Source organism: Bacillus sp. A015, from assembly GCF_053851875.1.
Window position 1 is genome coordinate 105,924 of record NZ_JBSPZB010000007.1, and the last position, 17,580, is coordinate 123,503.

A 17,580-nucleotide genomic window follows, 5' to 3' on the forward strand; every position below is an offset into this window, starting at 1 on the left:
GTTGTACGCTTCTCAATCGAATGATATATTTAATATTTGATCATAGCAGAAAAGGAGCGGTTTTTTTGACTGAAGAACAAATCCTCACAATACTTGAATCATTACGGAATGGGACGGAGAAGCAAGTGACCATTCAAAAAGATGATTTTTTAACTTTTCGTTCTATTTTGGTAAAGCAAGATGATTTTAAATATTTTCGCGGAATTGCCAAACATCGTGGAGATGTTATTTTTGAATATCTTAAAGAAGCAAGAAGTTAAAGCTTTTTCTCACTAATGAGAGAAAGCTTTTTTATTTTGGTTCTTTTGTCATACTTCAAATCAGCCTGATACATTTGAAAAGAAAATGTAATAACCCATAATCAGGAGCATAAGGATGATTATAGGCTAAAAAAGAAGCTTTTTAAGCGCTAACATTTCCAGTTCATGTGCATTCAACTAGGACATGCCATTTAATGACGTAATTTGGACAGGCATGCAAATCTTTGTGCGTGAAAATAGAAGGAGCTCTTGTTAGAGTGGACAAGTATCTTACGGCCTACTTTGATTAAAGGAGGAATGAGGCGAATGATTAAAATTCATACAGCTCTTTTTGCCATCCTTATGCTCGTCGCAGCAATGAAGATGGACAATATACAAGAGCAGCAAGGCACATTAAGTCACGAACTTTCACAAGCACCTGTTAAGCATCAGCTTTCATATATAGATCAAGATGATCATCATAAGGTCATCCCAGCATTTTCAGAGGGGAAGCGTCAGCCGAAAGTCAAAATGCTAAGCACGTCAACAGAAGAAAAGGCTTCAAAACCGAAGCAAAAAAAACAAGTGAAGTCTGAAACGACGAAAGAGGCAAACTCCAAAAAACAAACGCGTTATTCTAATGAAGAAATGGACTTGCTTTCTCGATTGGTACATGCTGAAGCGAAAGGTGAATCTTATGCAGGGAAAAAAGCTGTAGCAAGCGTCGTCTTAAACAGGGTAGAGCATGGTTCTTTTCCTGACAGCGTCAGAGGGGTTATTTATCAGCGAAATGCCTTCCAGCCAGTATCGAATGGAAGCATTAATGATAAGGCAGATCAAGATTCCGTTAAGGCTGTGAAGCAGGTTGTGAAAGAACATGACAGAACGACAAAGGCCATTTATTTTTATAATCCAAAAACGGCGACAGATAACTGGATTCGTTCCCGTAAAATTGTAGAACGAATCGGCCGTCACGTATTTGCCGTCTAAAGAAAAGCAGCGATCAACAGGTTGCTTTTTTTTGTCTTCAATTATCAAAATATTTTCAGGACTTGTCTCATAGAATGTGAAAAGAATTTGCTTTTAGACAAGGGGAGGCTACATGAATCGATTTGTAAAAGGGGTCATTCTGCTATCTGTCGCAGCTTTCATTGCGGAGTGTATAGAGTTCTTAGTCAATATGATTTTAGCGAGAGAGCTTGGAGAACATGGGATGGGTCTCTACATGAGTATCCTTCCAATCATCATGCTTGTACTTGTGATCGCTAGCCTAGAGCTTCCAGTCTCCATTTCTAAATTCATTGCAGAATCGCATGAGCGGCTTCACAAAAGTATGCTCCGCCATGCCTTTAAAATGACGCTTGTGGTGACATGTACCACCACGGGAGCAGCAGCGATTGTACTGCCTTTCATTCCTGTGTTTCAGTCGTATCATCCGCTCATGAAAGGCTTAGTGCTGTCTCTTATTCCGATTATTGCGTTTACCTCTATTGCACGCGGTTATTTTATGGGAAAGCAGCAAATGGGCAGAATCGCCCTAGCAAATATGCTGAAAAAAACGATCCAGCTCATCTGCTTGTTTTTATTTTTCCATTGGTATTCCTTTGATATTGAAACAGCGGTGCTCATCGCCATTGGGGTCATTGTTGCGAGTGATCTTGTCGTCTTTATTTATTTATACTCCCAGTACGTCATGGCGAAAAATGCTGTGAATGTGAGGTCTGTTGAACTAAGAGGGAGTGACGTGAGAAAGCGCCTGTTGGCTGTCTCGATTCCGACAACAGGGATGCGCATCTTTCATGCCATCGCCAATGCCGTTGAACCCTTTTTAATCAAAGGAGCCCTCGTTGCAGCAGGTATCTCTGGAACACTGGCTGTTGATCATTACGGAATGCTTGCTGGTGTAGCCATGTCGATCGGTTTCTTCCCAGCGTTTATCGCCCATTCGATCATGATTGTGATGATTCCGAATGTATCTGAAGCCTATGCTTTAGGGCAGTATGATCTCGTGAAAAAACGTGTCAGGCAAGCGATTCTCATTACGTTTGGGTATGGGGTGCCGGCAGTGATGGTGATGTATTATTTCGCTTATCCGCTCACGCAGCTCTTTTTTGATTCACCACAAGCTGCCGTCTATCTGCAGCTGCTCTGGCCGTACTTTTTATGCCACCTGTTTGTGATGCCATTTCAAGCGTGTTTAATCGGTATGGGCCTGATTAAAGATGTGTTCCTACATAATATATGGGTGCATGTCGTCTCATTTTCTATGGTGTATTTCCTCGGGTCAATTGAAAGCCTGAACATGATGGGCGTTATATTAGGGATGAACACGGGTATGCTGCTGCTGACTGCGCTGCATTATGCCACCATTTGTAAGGAGCTTGGCGTTTCGATGTTTCTTAGAATGAAAAAAGCTTGAATGTCATCTTCATCGAGAGGGCAAGCTATAAGAAAACTGGGAAGGAAGATCCTGATGAAACGTAAATATCTACCCGCCAGTCTTCTGATGATGACCCTTCTTCTATTTCTGATGAACACAGAGGCAGAAGCGAAAGAACCTGTGATGGCGCCGAGGATAGAGGTTCCTACATTAACTGGTGAAACGCAAATCGTTCCGCCGAAAGGAAAACGAACAATCCTGCATTTTTGGACAACATGGTGCCCTTCCTGCAAAATAGAGCTGCCAGCCTTTGAGCAGATCGTGAAAGAAAATCAAAGTGATGTCGACATTCTGACCGTTAATTTACTAGGTGCTGAACAAAGTAAAAACGCTGTCGCCCAATTTATGAAAGACAGAAAGTTTACATTCCCGATCGTTCTTGATGAGCACGGAGAAATGATGAAGAAATATCAAATCATCACGATCCCCACCACCTTTTTTATTAATGAAAAAGGAGAAGTGGTGAAAAACCATGTAGGTCCACTGACGAAAAAACAAATCAAAGAGTGGACGAATTCGTAAAACATATGTTTTCTGTGAAGAACCAATGGTCATTCCGTTGGTTCTTTTTTAGTGTTCAATTGCTTTTCATCTGAATAAACTGTGCTCAGAAGAGGAAGGAATGACCTGCATCAATAATGATAATTATTATCAAGAAGAAATTATAATAATTATTAATTGAAAATTGATTAGAACCTGTTATAATGAGTTACAGACCTATAAAAAGCTTGAAATAGCAGAAATTATAGATGAAAAACGGAACGGGCAACGATTGATGATGTGAAAATCATTATCAATTAGAGAGGAGAAAACAATCATGAATGAGAATACAGCACTTTATCAAACGACAAAACAAAAGGAATCGAAATGGTCCTTTCACAAATGGACACAGCACGGAGAATTAATGGCAGCAGGGATCTCGGGAATTCTCATCTTGATTGGGTGGGTTCTAAAGGATGAAAGCATGTGGAGTATCCCTCTTTTCATCCTTGCTTTTGTTATTGGAGGTTTTGCAAAGGCGAAAGAAGGGATCGAAGAAACCATTTCGTCTAAGACACTGAATGTAGAACTTTTAATGATTTTCGCAGCGATAGGCTCAGCTATTATTGGATATTGGGCGGAGGGCGCCATCTTAATTTTTATTTTTTCATTGAGCGGTGCGCTTGAAACGTATACGTCAAATAAAAGCAAGAAAGATTTAACAGCTTTAATGAGTATCGCACCAGATGAAGCGACTTTAATTGAAGACGATGGCACAACCATTCAAATCGCTGCTTCATCATTAACACCGGGCGACCGTATTATGATCAAAGCTGGAGAGCGTATTGCAGCAGATGGTGTGATCCTGAGCGGGAGAACAAGTGTGGACGAATCTGCACTCACTGGTGAATCGGTTCCTCAGGAAAAAGGGCAAGGGGAAGACGTGTTTGCAGGAACTGTGAACTTAAATGGTTCATTAACAGTGGAAGTAACGAAATATAATGAAGAGACGCTTTTTCATAAAATTATTAAGCTTGTTGAATCCGCTCAAGAAAGTGTTTCGCCAAGCCAAGCATTCATTGAAAAATTTGAAGGTGCATATGTAAAAGGTGTGTTAATTACCGTCGCTATTTTAATGTTTCTGCCTCATTTTGTACTCGGCTGGAGCATGAGTGAAACCTTTTACCGGGCGATGGTGTTTATGGTGGTTGCTTCACCTTGTGCGCTTGTTGCATCCATTATGCCAGCAGCTCTTTCACTTATCTCAAACGGTGCAAGAAACGGTATGCTTGTGAAAGGAAGCGTCTTTTTAGAAAAGCTGGGCACAAGCTCGATGATGGCATTTGATAAAACGGGAACGATCACAAGCGGAAAGCCAGCTGTTGAAAAAGTGGTGATGGCAAAAGGGCAAGATGAATCAGCTTTTTATCAGGCGCTCTATCAAATTGAAAGTCAATCAAACCATCCATTAGCTAAAGCGATTTCTGATATGGCAAAAGAGCATCAAACGGAGCGGTCAGCACATGTGACCATTGAAGAAACGTCTGGTTTTGGTGTGAAAGCACAATTGAACGGAGACACATGGAGTATTGGGAAGAAAGATTTTGCCGGAAAAGCTTCAATGGACCGTGAAATTGAAGAGACTGGTGATGTTCTTTCATCACAAGGGTATACAGTCGTCTATGTTCAAAAGAATCAAGAAGTCGTCGGCTGCCTTGGTCTAAAGGATCAAATCAGACGAGAAGCTAAAAAGATGATTCAAGAGCTGAATGATTTAGGCATCCAAACGGTCATGCTGACAGGAGATCAGCAAAAAACCGCTGAAGCCATTGCAGAGGAAGCCGGGATCCAAACCGTTGTCGCTGAATGTCTTCCAGATGAAAAGGTAAACGAAGTCAATAAATTGAAAAAACAAGGTGATTCGATCATTATGGTAGGAGACGGGATCAATGATGCACCTGCGCTTGCCACAGCAGATGTTGGCGTTGCGATGGGCGGGGGCACTGACGTTGCCTTAGAAACAGCGGATCTCATTTTAATGAAGAACAATTTAAATAACCTAACAAAGATGATCCGCCTTTCAAGAAAGATGAATAGAATCATTAAGCAAAACATCATTTTCTCATTAACTGTGATTTGTCTTTTAATTTGTGCGAATTTCTTACAAGTTCTTGATTTACCTTTTGGTGTGATTGGACATGAAGGCAGTACAATTTTGGTCATTTTAAACGGCCTGCGTCTGCTTCGTGCATCTTAAGCAAATCAACAAAGCGCACTTGGCTTCATGCCAGTGCGCTTTTGTGCGAAATACAGCAAAAACTGATACAATAGATCAGTAGTCAAACGTGTGAGGAGGATCACGATGAACCGAATGAAGAACTTGTCTTCTTGGCTTAAGGAAAAAGACATTCAAGGTGCATTTATACATACAAAGGAAAATGTGTTCTATCTATCTGGATACTTCACAGAGCCGCACGAAAGAGTGATGGGGCTGTTTGTGTTTCAGGAGGCTGATCCATTTTTTATTTTGCCTAAGATGGAAGTGGAGCAGGCGAAAAATGCTGGATGGTCTGGTGATCTCATTGGATATGAAGACCATGAAAATCCATTTGATTTCATTCAGTCAGCAGTAGAAAAACGCGGTGTACGAGCAACTCGACTTGCGATTGAAAAAGAGTCAATTCCGCTTCAAAGAGCAGAGCAGCTTCAAGCTGTCACTGGGGCAGAAACTTTTGTCCGGGCAGAAGAAGAACTCAATCAGCTAAGACTGATTAAAGATGAATCTGAAATTGCTACACTGAAAAAAGCCGCTCAATTGGCAGATGAAGGAGTAAAAATTGGGGTGGACGCCTTAAAAGAAGGTGTCACAGAAACTGAAGTGCTCGCTGTCATTGAATATGAGTTAAAGAAAAAAGGCATTCAAGGCATGTCCTTTTCGACGATGGTTCTCTTTGGAGAAAAGTCAGGCGAGCCTCACGGAAATCCAGGACAGGCAGCCTTAAAAAAAGGCGACTTTGTGTTATTTGACCTTGGTGTCATTGTCGATGGGTATTGCTCAGACATTACAAGAACATTCATCTACCAGGAAGCTTCTGACAAGCAAAAGGACATCTATCAAACCGTCTTAAAAGCAGAAATGGCAGCACTTGAAATGAGCCAGCCAGGTGTGAGAATTGGAGACCTGGACTTAAAAGCACGCGGGCTGATCACAGAAGCGGGGTATGGTGAATATTTCCCGCACCGCCTAGGACATGGATTAGGGGTTTCAGTTCATGAGTTTCCTTCCATGAGCCAAGCAAATGACGACCTACTGCAAGAAGGCATGGTCTATACGATCGAGCCAGGTATTTATGTCCAAGGAGTCGGCGGAGTTAGAATTGAAGATGATGTTCTTATTACAGCAGATGGTCCAGTCACCTTAACCAATTATCCAAAAGAGCTGACGATCATCAAGTAATGAAAAAAATCACGATGAACGTCCAAGTATTGGAAGTGTCATCGTGATTTTTTGTCACTCTTTTCGATCCTTATCAACAAAAAAATCATCAATTGATTGAAACGGTTTGATTTTATGTTCTTTTCCTAAAGGATGTAGTGCGAAGCGAGCAGAAAACAAAACAGCCATACATAATATAATCCATATGATAATACCCATCTTGAATTCCCCTTTCCATCCAGTGATTTGTTCAGCTCACATACATCTTAAAGTATGAAACGCTTACCATATCAAGAGAAAGTAGGAGAAAAAATGCCAAACATAAGGGAAATTGCGAAAAGAGCGGGCGTATCTGTGACAACCGTATCACGTGTGATGAATCATCACCCTTATGTGAAAGAAGAAAAACGAAAACGTGTACTGAATGCGATGAAAGAGCTCAAATATACGAGAAATATTCAGGCTGTGCATTTAGCAAAGGGCTACTCTAATATGTTCGGAATCGTTCTTCCAACGATTGATCACTCCTATTTCAGCGGACTTGTCACAGGCATTGCCGAGAAAGCACAGGCACGCGGCATGCACTTTGCTTTGTTTCAAACGGGGTATGATCCATTAAAGGAAAAAGAAGCTTTGATGAGTTTAAAGGAGCGGCGTGTGGACGGTTTAATCTTTTGCTCAAATGCGTTAAGTGATCGAGACATTTTAAAGTGGCAGGAATCCGGCCCCATTATTTTTTGTCATCCTACACCACATGATGACTGTTCAGCGGTGTCGATTGCACATGATCAAGCATTGAAAGAAGGGCTTCATCATTTAGCGGCATGCGGGCACGAGCGAATTGCGATCGTTCTTGCCAGAACAGAAGGAGCGAATAGCCAAACACGCCTTCAAGCTTATCAAGATATGATGCAATCGCTTGGGCAGGACATTGATGAGGAATGGATCATTGAAGGGAAGTTAACACTTTTTGATGGAAAGCAATTATTTACAGAATGGCAGGGGATGAAAAATCGTCCCACAGCATTACTGATCACAAATGACGACGTATCAGCAGGTTTTTTATTAGAAGCGCAGCGTCACCACATAAAAGTAGGAGAATCACCAGCCATACTCGGCTTTCAAAACGAACAATTGAGTGAGGCTTTAGGGATTTCCAGCCTTGAAATACCACTCAAACAAATGGGACAGGAAGCATTTGACTTGTTCGACCGGGCGTTAAAGGGCGAAGCACCAGAAAAAAGAGTGCTGCCATTTCGACTCATTGAGCGAACAACCACCGTTTTGAAAAACAATCGTTGACGCACGTTTCATCTGTTTTGTACGATAAGAGGGATTGAATAAGAAGGAGGTGGGGATGTTCATGGAATCCTTCACCGTTGATAAAGCGTTAAATAATAATGTCATCATCGCAAGACACCCTTCTTTGGGCGAAGTGGTTCTGATTGGAAAAGGGATCGGCTTCGGAAAAAAATCGGGTGATGTTCTCGATCAAGCGGCATTTGAAAAGATGTTTGTGTTAAAAAACACGAAAGAACAAACAGAATATAAACAGCTGCTTCATCATATTGATGAGAACATGATCGAGCTTGCCAATGACGTGATTTATCATATACGAGAAAAAATGGGACATCGCTTGAATGAGCATATTCATATTGCACTGACCGATCATATAGCCTTTAGTTTTAAGCGGGTGCAGCAAGGTTATGATATTACCAATCCTTTTATGCTTGAGACACAATCGCTGTACCCGAAAGAATACGAGGTCGCAAAGGAAGTCGTTGAACTGATTAACGAGCGGCCAGATATTGAAACAAAGCTGCCAGAAGGAGAGATTGGTTTTATTGCGCTCCACATTCATTCGGCTTTAACGAATCGGCCTTTATCTGAGGTGAACCGTCATTCGCAGCTCATCACGCAAATGGTCCAAGTCATAGAAGATTCCTTTCATATGAAAGTAGACAGAGAAAGTATTCATTATTTACGCTTATTGCGCCATATTACGTTTTCGATTGAGCGTATTAAACGGGAAGAATCATTAGAGGAACCAGAAAAGTTGCTTCATCTATTGAAAAATGAATATCCTTTATGCTACAATACTGCTTGGAAAATGATCAAAATTTTGCAACATGCATTGAAAAAGCCTGTACATGATGCAGAAGCTGTCTACCTGACACTTCACCTGTACAGATTGACTAATAAAATTTCATAGTTTCCTTGAAACGTGTAACTGATTCGATCAGGCATGAGTGACTTAAGGTAAATACAGGATAAGATCCTGTTATTTGCGCAACCTTATATCACCATGCCTTTTTTTGTGTTTGAAAGTGAAATGTAAACGGTTAATTATGAAATGTACGTCAGGGAGCGATTGAAATGTATGTTGTAAGCGAAAACAAAAGGAGGTTCAACCAGTGTTTAAATCACTTTTTGGTGTGTTGCAAAAAATTGGACGAGCACTTATGCTTCCAGTTGCGATCCTTCCTGCTGCTGGTATTTTACTAGCACTTGGAAATGCGATGCAAAATCCGCAGCTGATTGATGTAGCTCAATTTTTAAGCAATGATACAATTCAGCTTGTTGCAAGTGTCATGGAAAATGCGGGGAATATTGTCTTCTCTAATCTTCCGCTCTTATTTGCTGTAGGGGTTGCCATCGGTCTTGCCAATGGTGACGGAGTGGCAGGAATTGCCGCGATCATCGGTTATCTTGTCATGAACGTTACGATGAGTGCCGTCTTAATGGCCAACGGATCGATTCCGTCAGATTCTATCAAATTGGCCCAGTTCTTTAAGGAAAGCCATCCAGCGTATATTAATATGCTCGGCATTCCGACCTTGTCTACCGGCGTTTTTGGCGGGATCATTGTCGGGGTATTAGCAGCTTATATGTATAATAAATTTTACAAAATTGAGCTCCCGCAATATCTCGGTTTCTTTGCTGGTAAACGATTTGTTCCAATCGTCACATCCATTTCAGCACTTATTTTAGGGCTTTTGATGCTAGTCATTTGGCCGCCAATCCAAGGTGCACTGAACTCGTTTTCAACAGGACTGCTTGCAGCGAATGAGCCGCTTGCTGCCTTTGTATTCGGTGTGATTGAACGCTCACTAATTCCGTTTGGTCTGCACCACATTTTCTACTCGCCATTCTGGTATGAGTTCTTTAGCTATAAGAGCTTATCAGGAGAGCTTGTCCGTGGTGACCAGCGTATCTTCATGGCACAAATCAAAGATGGTGTTCAGCTGACAGCCGGAACATTCATGACAGGGAAATATCCGTTCATGATGTTTGGACTTCCAGCAGCAGCACTTGCGATTTACCATGAAGCAAAACCTAAGAATAAAAAGCTTGTAGCTGGAATTATGGGTTCAGCAGCACTGACTTCTTTCTTAACAGGGATTACAGAACCGCTTGAATTTTCATTCTTGTTCGTTGCACCAGTATTATTTGCAATCCACTGTGTATTTGCTGGATTATCCTTTATGATAATGGATATTCTAAACGTGAAAATCGGTATGACCTTCTCAGGAGGGTTAATCGACTTCTTCTTATTCGGTATTTTGCCAAACAGAACGGCTTGGTGGCTTGTGATTCCAGTAGGTCTCGTGCTTGCTGTCATTTATTACTTCGGATTTAGATTCGCAATTCGCAAATTTAATCTGAAAACGCCAGGCCGCGAGGATGAAGCAGCAGATGGTGCAAGCGGGGCTAAGGCTGGAAAAGCCGATGACTTGCCGTATGAAATCCTTGAAGCAATGGGTGACCAAGAAAACATTAAACACCTAGATGCTTGTATTACGCGTTTGCGTGTCACAGTAAATGATCAGAAGAAAGTGGACAAAGACCGTTTGAAAAAGCTTGGCGCATCAGGTGTCCTCGAAGTAGGGAACAACATCCAGGCAATCTTTGGACCGCGCTCTGATAATTTAAAAACACAAATGCAAGACATCATTGCAGGCCGCACGCCTCGTCCAGCTAAAAACCCTTCTGCAAAAGAAGAAGTCAGCCAGCAGGTCGAAGAAGTGATTGCAAAACCGCTTCAAAACGAGCAAGGGGAAGAAATCTTTGCTTCACCAATTACAGGGGAGCTTCATCCGATTACAGATGTACCAGATCAAGTATTCTCAGGGAAAATGATGGGTGACGGTTTCGCCATCTTGCCAAAAGATGGAACGGTGGTTTCGCCGGTGAAAGGGAGAATTCTAAATGTTTTCCCAACGAAACACGCAATCGGTCTGCAATCTGATGGTGGACTTGAAATTTTGATCCACTTCGGTATTGATACGGTCAGCCTCAAAGGAGAAGGATTTGAAGCATTTGTACAAGAGGGAGATCAAGTAGAAATCGGTCAAAAACTCTTAGAGGTTGATATTGATAAAATTAAGTCAGAAGTACCATCTTTGATGACACCAATTGTATTTACAAACCTAGGTGAAGGACAATTTATTGACCTTCAAGAATCCGGTGAAATCAAAGCTGGTCAAGAAAACATCATGAAAATTTCAAAATAATTTTCATAACTGCCGTTCTTGTTAGATGACAAGCTCGGCAGTATGATATAATATTGTGGATGTATTAATTGTATAAAAAGGAGATTGATAAAAATGGCTCAACAAACATTCAAAGTAACTGCAGATTCTGGAATTCACGCACGTCCTGCAACAGTTCTTGTACAAACTGCTAGTAAATATGATGCTGATATCAACTTAGAATATAATGGTAAAACAGTGAACCTTAAATCTATTATGGGTGTAATGTCTCTAGGAATTGCGAAAGGTGCTACAATCACAATCTCTGCTTCTGGTTCTGATGAAAATGATGCACTTGCTGCACTAAAAGACACAATGAAAAGTGAAGGCCTAGGCGAGTAATGCAACAACTGAAAGGAATCGGTGCTTCAGCAGGCGTTGCGATTGCAAAAGCATATCGTCTGGAAGAACCAGATTTAACAGTTCACCAAAAAGACATCAACGATCCAGAGACAGAAGTGAAACGTTTTGAAGAAGCAATTCATGTTTCAAAACAAGAACTTGAAGCAATTAAAGAACACGCGCTAAAAGAGCTTGGCCAAGACAAAGCAGATATCTTTTCTGCGCACCTTCTTGTGTTAAGTGATCCAGAGCTGCTAAACCCAGTGAAGGACAAAATCAAATCGGATAAAGTAAATGCTGAATTTGCTTTAAAAGAAACAGCGGCGATGTTTGTCACGATGTTCGAAGCAATGGATAATGAATACATGAAGGAACGTGCAGCGGATATTCGCGACGTAACAAAACGTGTTACAGGACATTTGCTTGGCGTTGACATTCCAAACCCAAGTATGATTTCTGAAGAAGTCATTATCATTGCAGAAGATTTAACACCTTCTGATACTGCTCAGCTAAACAGACAATTCGTCAAAGGTTTTGCGACAGATATCGGTGGTCGTACTTCTCACTCAGCCATCATGGCAAGATCAATGGAGATTCCAGCAGTTGTTGGAACAAAAGAAGCAACAAAAACGGTGAACAACGATGAGCTCATCATTGTTGATGGTATTACTGGAGACGTCATCATTCAGCCTTCTGAAGATGAAGTGAAAGCGTATCAAAAAAAGCATGAAGACTTCTTAGCTCAAAAAGCGGAATGGGCGAAACTTGTTGACCAGCCAACGGTCACAAAAGACGGCGTTCACGTAGAGTTAGCTGCAAATATCGGAACACCTGAGGATGTAAAAGGTGTACTTGAAAACGGCGGCGAAGCAGTCGGATTGTACCGGACAGAATTTTTATACATGGGCAGAGATCAGCTTCCAACAGAAGAAGAACAGTTCGATGCGTATAAAACAGTGTTAGAGAAGATGGAAGGCAAAGCAGTTGTTGTCCGCACACTTGATATTGGTGGCGATAAAGAACTCCCTTACTTGCAGCTTCCAAAAGAAATGAACCCGTTCCTTGGCTTTAGAGCGATCCGCCTTTGCCTCGAAGAACAGGAGATTTTCAGAACACAACTACGCGCCTTACTTCGTGCAAGTACATATGGAAACTTGAAAATCATGTTCCCTATGATCGCGACGTTATCAGAATTTAGAGAAGCAAAAGCCATTTTACTTGAAGAAAAAGAAGCATTGATTGCCGCTGGTACAGACGTATCCGATTCCATTGAAATCGGTATTATGGTGGAAATTCCATCAACAGCTGTCATAGCAGACCAATTTGCAAAAGAAGTGGATTTCTTTAGTATTGGAACAAATGATTTGATTCAATACACAATGGCTGCTGATCGAATGAACGAACGAGTGTCATATCTTTATCAGCCATACAATCCAGCCATTTTACGTCTTATTACGCTTGTTATTGAAGCAGCGCATAAAGAAGGTAAATGGGTTGGCATGTGCGGTGAGATGGCCGGAGATGAAATCGCAATCCCACTTCTACTTGGATTAGGATTAGATGAATTCTCAATGAGTGCAACATCCATTCTTCCAGCAAGAACGCAGCTAAGCAAGCTTTCTAAGGAAGAAGCTGCATCATTTAAAGAGCATATTTTATCACTTAGCACAACAGAAGAAGTAGTTGAATTCGTCAAGAAAACGTTTCAACATAACTAAGTGAATCAAACCAGACAGGTTCAACTGTCTGGTTTTTTTGTCGAATTTTATCATAATGGGTCATATCGAGCAGAGAGAAGGGCAACCTATAATTAAAAAATGGAGGTGACTAGATTGCCTTTTTCTGACTATAAGCCGGGTGATCAAGTATATGTGATTTATCGAAATCCACATGCACCAAACGTAGCACAAATTAAAGAAGCGGAAATCGTTTCACATCCATACAACGAAGAGGAGCTTGCGCTATTTTTACTGGAAACGTATCATCCATTAGCACCTGATGATGCCGTATTTCCAACATACGAAGAAGCAGAAGCCCTTTATCAAGATTTGTTTGAATAAGGGAGATTTTAGAAAGGATAAAAGCCATCCTGAGCGGATAAAGTAACGGTATGAAACCTTAAAGGTAAGGGTGTGCTAAATATGATCAAACCTTTCGTCCCCCAGCTTGTTTATATTGAACCTCGGGCGCTAGAGTACCCGTTAGGACAAGAGCTGAAGGAAAAGTTCGAGGGTATGGGAATTGAAATAAGAGAAACGACTTCACATAACCAGGTGAGAAATATCCCAGGGAAGAATGACTTGCAAAAGTATCGCAATGCGAAATCAACGCTTGTCATTGGTGTGCGGAAAACATTGAAGTTTGACTCGTCTAAACCATCTGCAGAGTATGCGATCCCATTTGCGACGGGATGTATGGGGCATTGTCATTATTGCTACCTGCAAACGACAATGGGAAGTAAGCCGTACATTCGCACGTACGTTAATGTAGAAGAAATATTAGATCAAGCTGAGCAGTACATGAACGAGCGTGCGCCGGATATCACAAGATTTGAAGCCTCTTGTACCTCTGACATCGTAGGGATTGACCATTTGACACATACACTGAAGCGAGCGATTGAATATTTTGGGCAAACCGATCTTGGCAAGCTTCGCTTCGTCACTAAATTTCATCATGTCGATCATCTATTAGATGCAAAGCACAACGGTCGAACAAGATTCCGCTTTAGTATCAACGCTGATTATGTCATTAAATATTTCGAACCCGGAACATCACCGCTCGATCAGCGAATTGAAGCGGCTGTCAAAGTGGCAAAAGCAGGCTATCCTCTTGGCTTTATTATTGCCCCGATTTACATTCACGAAGGCTGGCAGGAAGGGTATAAAATTCTTTTTGAAAAGCTCGATGCTGCCCTTCCTGAAGATGTGAGACACGATATCACCTTTGAAATGATTCAGCACCGCTTTACAAAACCAGCGAAGCGTGTGATCCAAAAAAACTACCCGAAATCAAAATTAGAATTAGATGAAGAAAAAAGAAGATACAAATGGGGCAGATATGGAATTGGAAAATATATCTACCGAAAAGATGAAGAACAAGAACTAAGACAGACGTTAGAATCATATATTGATCAGTACTTTCCGTCTGCAAAAATTGAATATTTTACTTAAAACAAGCCTTTATGGCTTGTTTTTTCTATTTAAATTTTCTTTCAACTATTGAATGCGGTACCAATTTTGCCGATATACAAAATAAGATGCGAAAGTAGGATGTAGGGGTGATGAGATGTTTAAGAAACTTCAAATGAGGATAGCTGTTTTTATCTCAGTTATTTTAATTTTAACCGTCGTGGCAGTTCAAGTGGGTTCCAACATAGTATTAAGACCACTCATTGAACGTAATGCAAAAACCACCACAGCAGCAACGGCAGAAAGCATGAGAGACATCATTGCATTAAGACTTAATGGTTACAGTGATACAATTAACAAACTAGCAACAAGTACACTTACTGAAGATTTTGCACAAAAACAAACAAAACAAACATTGGCATTTGAAAACGATGAACTAAAAGGCTTACAGGAGCAGGATGAACTCATCTCGCTTGCCTATATTGGAACAAATGATGGCAAAATGTTCGCTTTTCCAGAGTCCGATTTTGGCGAAGGATATGATCCTTCTAAACGAGATTGGTTTATTCAAGCGGCTGAAAAGCCTGATGAGGTCCTGTGGACAGACCCATATATTGATAAAGCAACGAATGAAATGGTCGTCTCAGCCACTAAGGCGATTGTACGAAATGGAAAAGTCGTTGGAGTCGCTGGACTTGATTTGAAGCTGTCCTCCATTCAATCCTATATAAAGGAACAAAAGATTCCTTATATGGGAACCGCTTTCTTAGTTGACGGCACAGGCACCATTTTGGCGCATCCAACAGAGCAAGGGAAAAACATATCAAAAGTCGCTTCTGTGAAAAAAGCGATCGACAATTCTGGTATTGATGATAACAAACAGCTGACTGTCATATCTAAAATTAAAGAAGCCGATTGGACGATAGGGGTCAGCTTCGAGAAAAAGAAACTGCTTTGGATCACAGAACAAATGAATCAAACAAGTATCATCATATCTGTGATTGCGATTATTCTTGCTATGATCCTAAGCTACTTATTAGCAAGAAGCATTACAACACCAATCAAGCGTCTGATAGAGCATGTTCGTAAAGTGTCTGAAGGCGATTTAACCAGCTCGCTTGAAACAAAGTCCCAGGATGAAATAGGTTTCCTCACGAAAAGCTTTAATCAAATGACAGAGGGCATTAGGGAGTTAATTGAAAAAGTGAAAGGTGCTTCAGACCAAGTTGTGAAATCAACGGATGAAGTGACGCAAATTTCAAACGAGACCTTGCTATCAAGCGAACAGATTGCAACTGCCATTCAAGAGGTGGCAACAGGGGCGACTAAGCAGGCATCAGAAGCTGAAACAATTAATGAGAAATCAGAGCATTTGTATGAAAAAGTACGTCATATGGGTGAGCTTGCCTCACAAATGCAAACCAACTCAAAATCATCTGAAGATGCAGGCTATAGAGGGCTCGATGCTCTTGGCCAGCTCGTCCAAAAATCAACACAAGCGAATGAAGAATCGAAGAAGGTAGAGCAAATGCTGCTTGATCTTGAGCATAAAACGAAAAATATTGAAAACGTCGTGACGGCGATCTCTGAAATCTCTGATCAAACGAATTTACTTGCACTGAATGCAAGCATAGAAGCAGCGAGAGCAGGAGAAAGCGGACGAGGGTTTGCAGTCGTCGCAGAAGAAGTAAGAAAGCTTGCTGAACAATCTGCGCAATCAACAAAACACATTAGTGAAACTGTGAAACTCATTCAAGATGAATCGAAGAAGGCGGCTGAAGCAATGACAGCAGCAAGTAAAATGAATGAGGAACAAGGTGATGCCATCAATGCAACAGGTGAGGCACTCAGCAGCATCACAATGGAAATGCAGGCACTTGTCGGCTCCATTGACAGCATTCATACACAGATCAATGAAATGACAGAAGAACAGCAGAAAATGAATGATTCCATTCAAAGCATTGCGGCAATTTCAGAAGAATCTGCGGCTTCAGCAGAGGAAGTGCATGCTTCTACCGATGAACAAGTACAAGCTTTAGAAAGAACGAAAACCTCGACTGAAATGTTGAACGAATCAAGCCAGGCATTACGTCAGGCGGTTGACCGGTTTAAGGTGTAATAGAATGGAAAGGAGCCTTGCGACGTGAGCAAGGTTCTTTTTGTATGATAAAATAAGAGCAGAGGGGGTGTTGACATGGATGTCAATCTATTTGGAAAAAAAGCATTGGTAGCTGCAAGCAGTCAAGGTATCGGAAAAGCAATAGCCTTTGCTCTAGCAAAAGAGGGCGCAGATGTAATGCTCTCAGGAAGACATGAGCAGACGCTGAAAGAAACGGTCAAAGAATTGTCCCCGCTTATAAAAGGGCAGCTGACTTATCAAGTATGTGATGTATCTGACGCCGAGCAAATCAAGGCGCTTGCCCAAGCAGCTGCTGGTGATGAAAAGCGTCTCGACATTCTTGTGAACAATACAGGCGGTCCTCAAACAGGGACGCTCGAAACCGGATCAAGATTGGATGGACTCATTTCAGCTTCATTTACTCAGCTATATCCGGTTATGAAAAGAGGCCTTGCCTTATTTAAAAAAACGCGGCGCACGCGTGTTAAATATTGCGTCTATGTCGGTGAAAGAACCGATTCCAGGCTTGATGCTGTCGAATACATTTAGACCGGCGATTGCTGGATGGACAAAAACAGCTGCCCAGGAGCTTGCAAAAGATGGCATTTTGATCAATACGTTAGCCCCGGGAAAAATTGAAACAGAGCGCGTCAAACAGTTGGACAAGCACCGCGCACAAACAGAGCATCAATCAGTTGAAGAGATCAAAGCACAAGCAGAACGAGCGATCCCGCTTGGCCGGTACGGACAGCCAGAGGAATTTGCGGCATATGCGGCTTTCCTTTTATCTGAAGCGAATACATATATGACAGGTCAAACACTGATCATTGATGGTGGATTGACAAAGTCTTTTTAAGGAGGAAC

At 41.5% G+C, this 17,580-nt stretch carries 15 protein-coding genes and 2 pseudogenes; 16 read left to right on the plus strand and 1 reads right to left on the minus strand.

Going from position 1 to position 17,580, the window contains the following annotated elements:
• Positions 1–65: 65 nt before the first annotated feature.
• From ACSLGF_RS08555 to ACSLGF_RS08580, 6 genes are all read left to right on the plus strand, one after another.
• The gene (locus tag ACSLGF_RS08555; protein WP_034324929.1) at positions 66–260 is read left to right on the plus strand and encodes a hypothetical protein; all 195 of its coding nucleotides are present in this window, start codon (positions 66–68) and stop codon (positions 258–260) included.
• A 306-nt stretch (positions 261–566) separates the two neighbouring features.
• Positions 567–1,229, plus strand: coding sequence for a cell wall hydrolase (locus ACSLGF_RS08560; RefSeq protein WP_456004340.1), 663 nt, complete (start codon positions 567–569; stop codon positions 1,227–1,229).
• 112 nt (positions 1,230–1,341) lie between these two features.
• Complete coding sequence (locus ACSLGF_RS08565) at positions 1,342–2,658, plus strand: polysaccharide biosynthesis protein (protein WP_099728687.1); 1,317 nt, start codon at positions 1,342–1,344, stop codon at positions 2,656–2,658.
• Between the two features lie 54 nt (positions 2,659–2,712).
• Positions 2,713–3,201: an endospore biogenesis thiol-disulfide oxidoreductase StoA gene (gene stoA / locus ACSLGF_RS08570; RefSeq protein WP_456004343.1), complete on the plus strand. Its 489-nt coding sequence runs from the start codon at positions 2,713–2,715 to the stop codon at positions 3,199–3,201.
• A 295-nt stretch (positions 3,202–3,496) separates the two neighbouring features.
• Entirely contained in the window at positions 3,497–5,416 is a 1,920-nt protein-coding gene (locus ACSLGF_RS08575) for a heavy metal translocating P-type ATPase (RefSeq protein WP_456004346.1), read from the plus strand.
• Between the two features lie 105 nt (positions 5,417–5,521).
• Complete coding sequence (locus tag ACSLGF_RS08580; protein WP_456004349.1) at positions 5,522–6,616, plus strand: M24 family metallopeptidase; 1,095 nt, start codon at positions 5,522–5,524, stop codon at positions 6,614–6,616.
• A gap of 54 nt (positions 6,617–6,670) precedes the next feature.
• On the opposite strand, the gene ACSLGF_RS08585 is transcribed toward ACSLGF_RS08580, so the two are convergent.
• Positions 6,671–6,814 carry a hypothetical protein gene (locus ACSLGF_RS08585; RefSeq protein ID WP_180275569.1) on the minus strand — a complete coding sequence of 48 codons (144 nt, stop codon included), beginning with the start codon at positions 6,812–6,814 and terminating at the stop codon, positions 6,671–6,673.
• Positions 6,815–6,907: 93 nt separating this feature from the next.
• Here ACSLGF_RS08585 and ACSLGF_RS08590 point away from each other — a divergent pair, with 93 nt between their 5' ends.
• The 10 genes and pseudogenes from ACSLGF_RS08590 (at position 6,908) to ACSLGF_RS08635 (ending at position 17,572) form a co-directional block, all read left to right on the plus strand.
• A complete protein-coding gene (locus tag ACSLGF_RS08590) occupies positions 6,908–7,897 on the plus strand; it encodes a LacI family DNA-binding transcriptional regulator (RefSeq protein WP_456004352.1) in 990 nt (329 codons plus the stop codon).
• Positions 7,898–7,952: 55 nt separating this feature from the next.
• Positions 7,953–8,807, plus strand: a complete 855-nt coding sequence (gene glcT / locus ACSLGF_RS08595; RefSeq protein WP_099728682.1) for a glucose PTS transporter transcription antiterminator GlcT — start codon at positions 7,953–7,955, stop codon at positions 8,805–8,807.
• 202 nt (positions 8,808–9,009) lie between these two features.
• Positions 9,010–11,109 (plus strand): glucose-specific PTS transporter subunit IIBC, encoded by a 2,100-nt coding sequence (gene ptsG, locus ACSLGF_RS08600; protein ID WP_456004355.1) that lies wholly within the window; start codon positions 9,010–9,012, stop codon positions 11,107–11,109.
• Between the two features lie 93 nt (positions 11,110–11,202).
• Positions 11,203–11,469 (plus strand): phosphocarrier protein HPr, encoded by a 267-nt coding sequence (locus ACSLGF_RS08605; protein ID WP_003211078.1) that lies wholly within the window; start codon positions 11,203–11,205, stop codon positions 11,467–11,469.
• The gene (gene ptsP, locus ACSLGF_RS08610) at positions 11,469–13,187 is read left to right on the plus strand and encodes a phosphoenolpyruvate--protein phosphotransferase (protein ID WP_456004358.1); all 1,719 of its coding nucleotides are present in this window, start codon (positions 11,469–11,471) and stop codon (positions 13,185–13,187) included. Before ACSLGF_RS08605 ends, ptsP begins: the two co-directional genes overlap by 1 nt.
• Positions 13,188–13,286: 99 nt before the next feature.
• Entirely contained in the window at positions 13,287–13,529 is a 243-nt protein-coding gene (locus ACSLGF_RS08615) for a transcriptional regulator SplA domain-containing protein (protein WP_456004361.1), read from the plus strand.
• 81 nt (positions 13,530–13,610) lie between these two features.
• On the plus strand, positions 13,611–14,639 hold the full coding sequence (gene splB / locus ACSLGF_RS08620; protein ID WP_456004364.1) for a spore photoproduct lyase: 1,029 nt from the start codon (positions 13,611–13,613) through the stop codon (positions 14,637–14,639).
• Positions 14,640–14,772: 133 nt separating this feature from the next.
• Positions 14,773–15,777 (plus strand): annotated as a pseudogene (locus tag ACSLGF_RS08625) (cache domain-containing protein); the annotation flags it as partial.
• A complete protein-coding gene (locus tag ACSLGF_RS08630; RefSeq protein ID WP_456004479.1) occupies positions 15,769–16,716 on the plus strand; it encodes a methyl-accepting chemotaxis protein in 948 nt (315 codons plus the stop codon). The pseudogene ACSLGF_RS08625 and the gene ACSLGF_RS08630, both read left to right, overlap by 9 nt.
• A gap of 75 nt (positions 16,717–16,791) precedes the next feature.
• Positions 16,792–17,572, plus strand: a pseudogene (locus ACSLGF_RS08635) (SDR family oxidoreductase).
• Positions 17,573–17,580 lie beyond the last annotated feature (8 nt).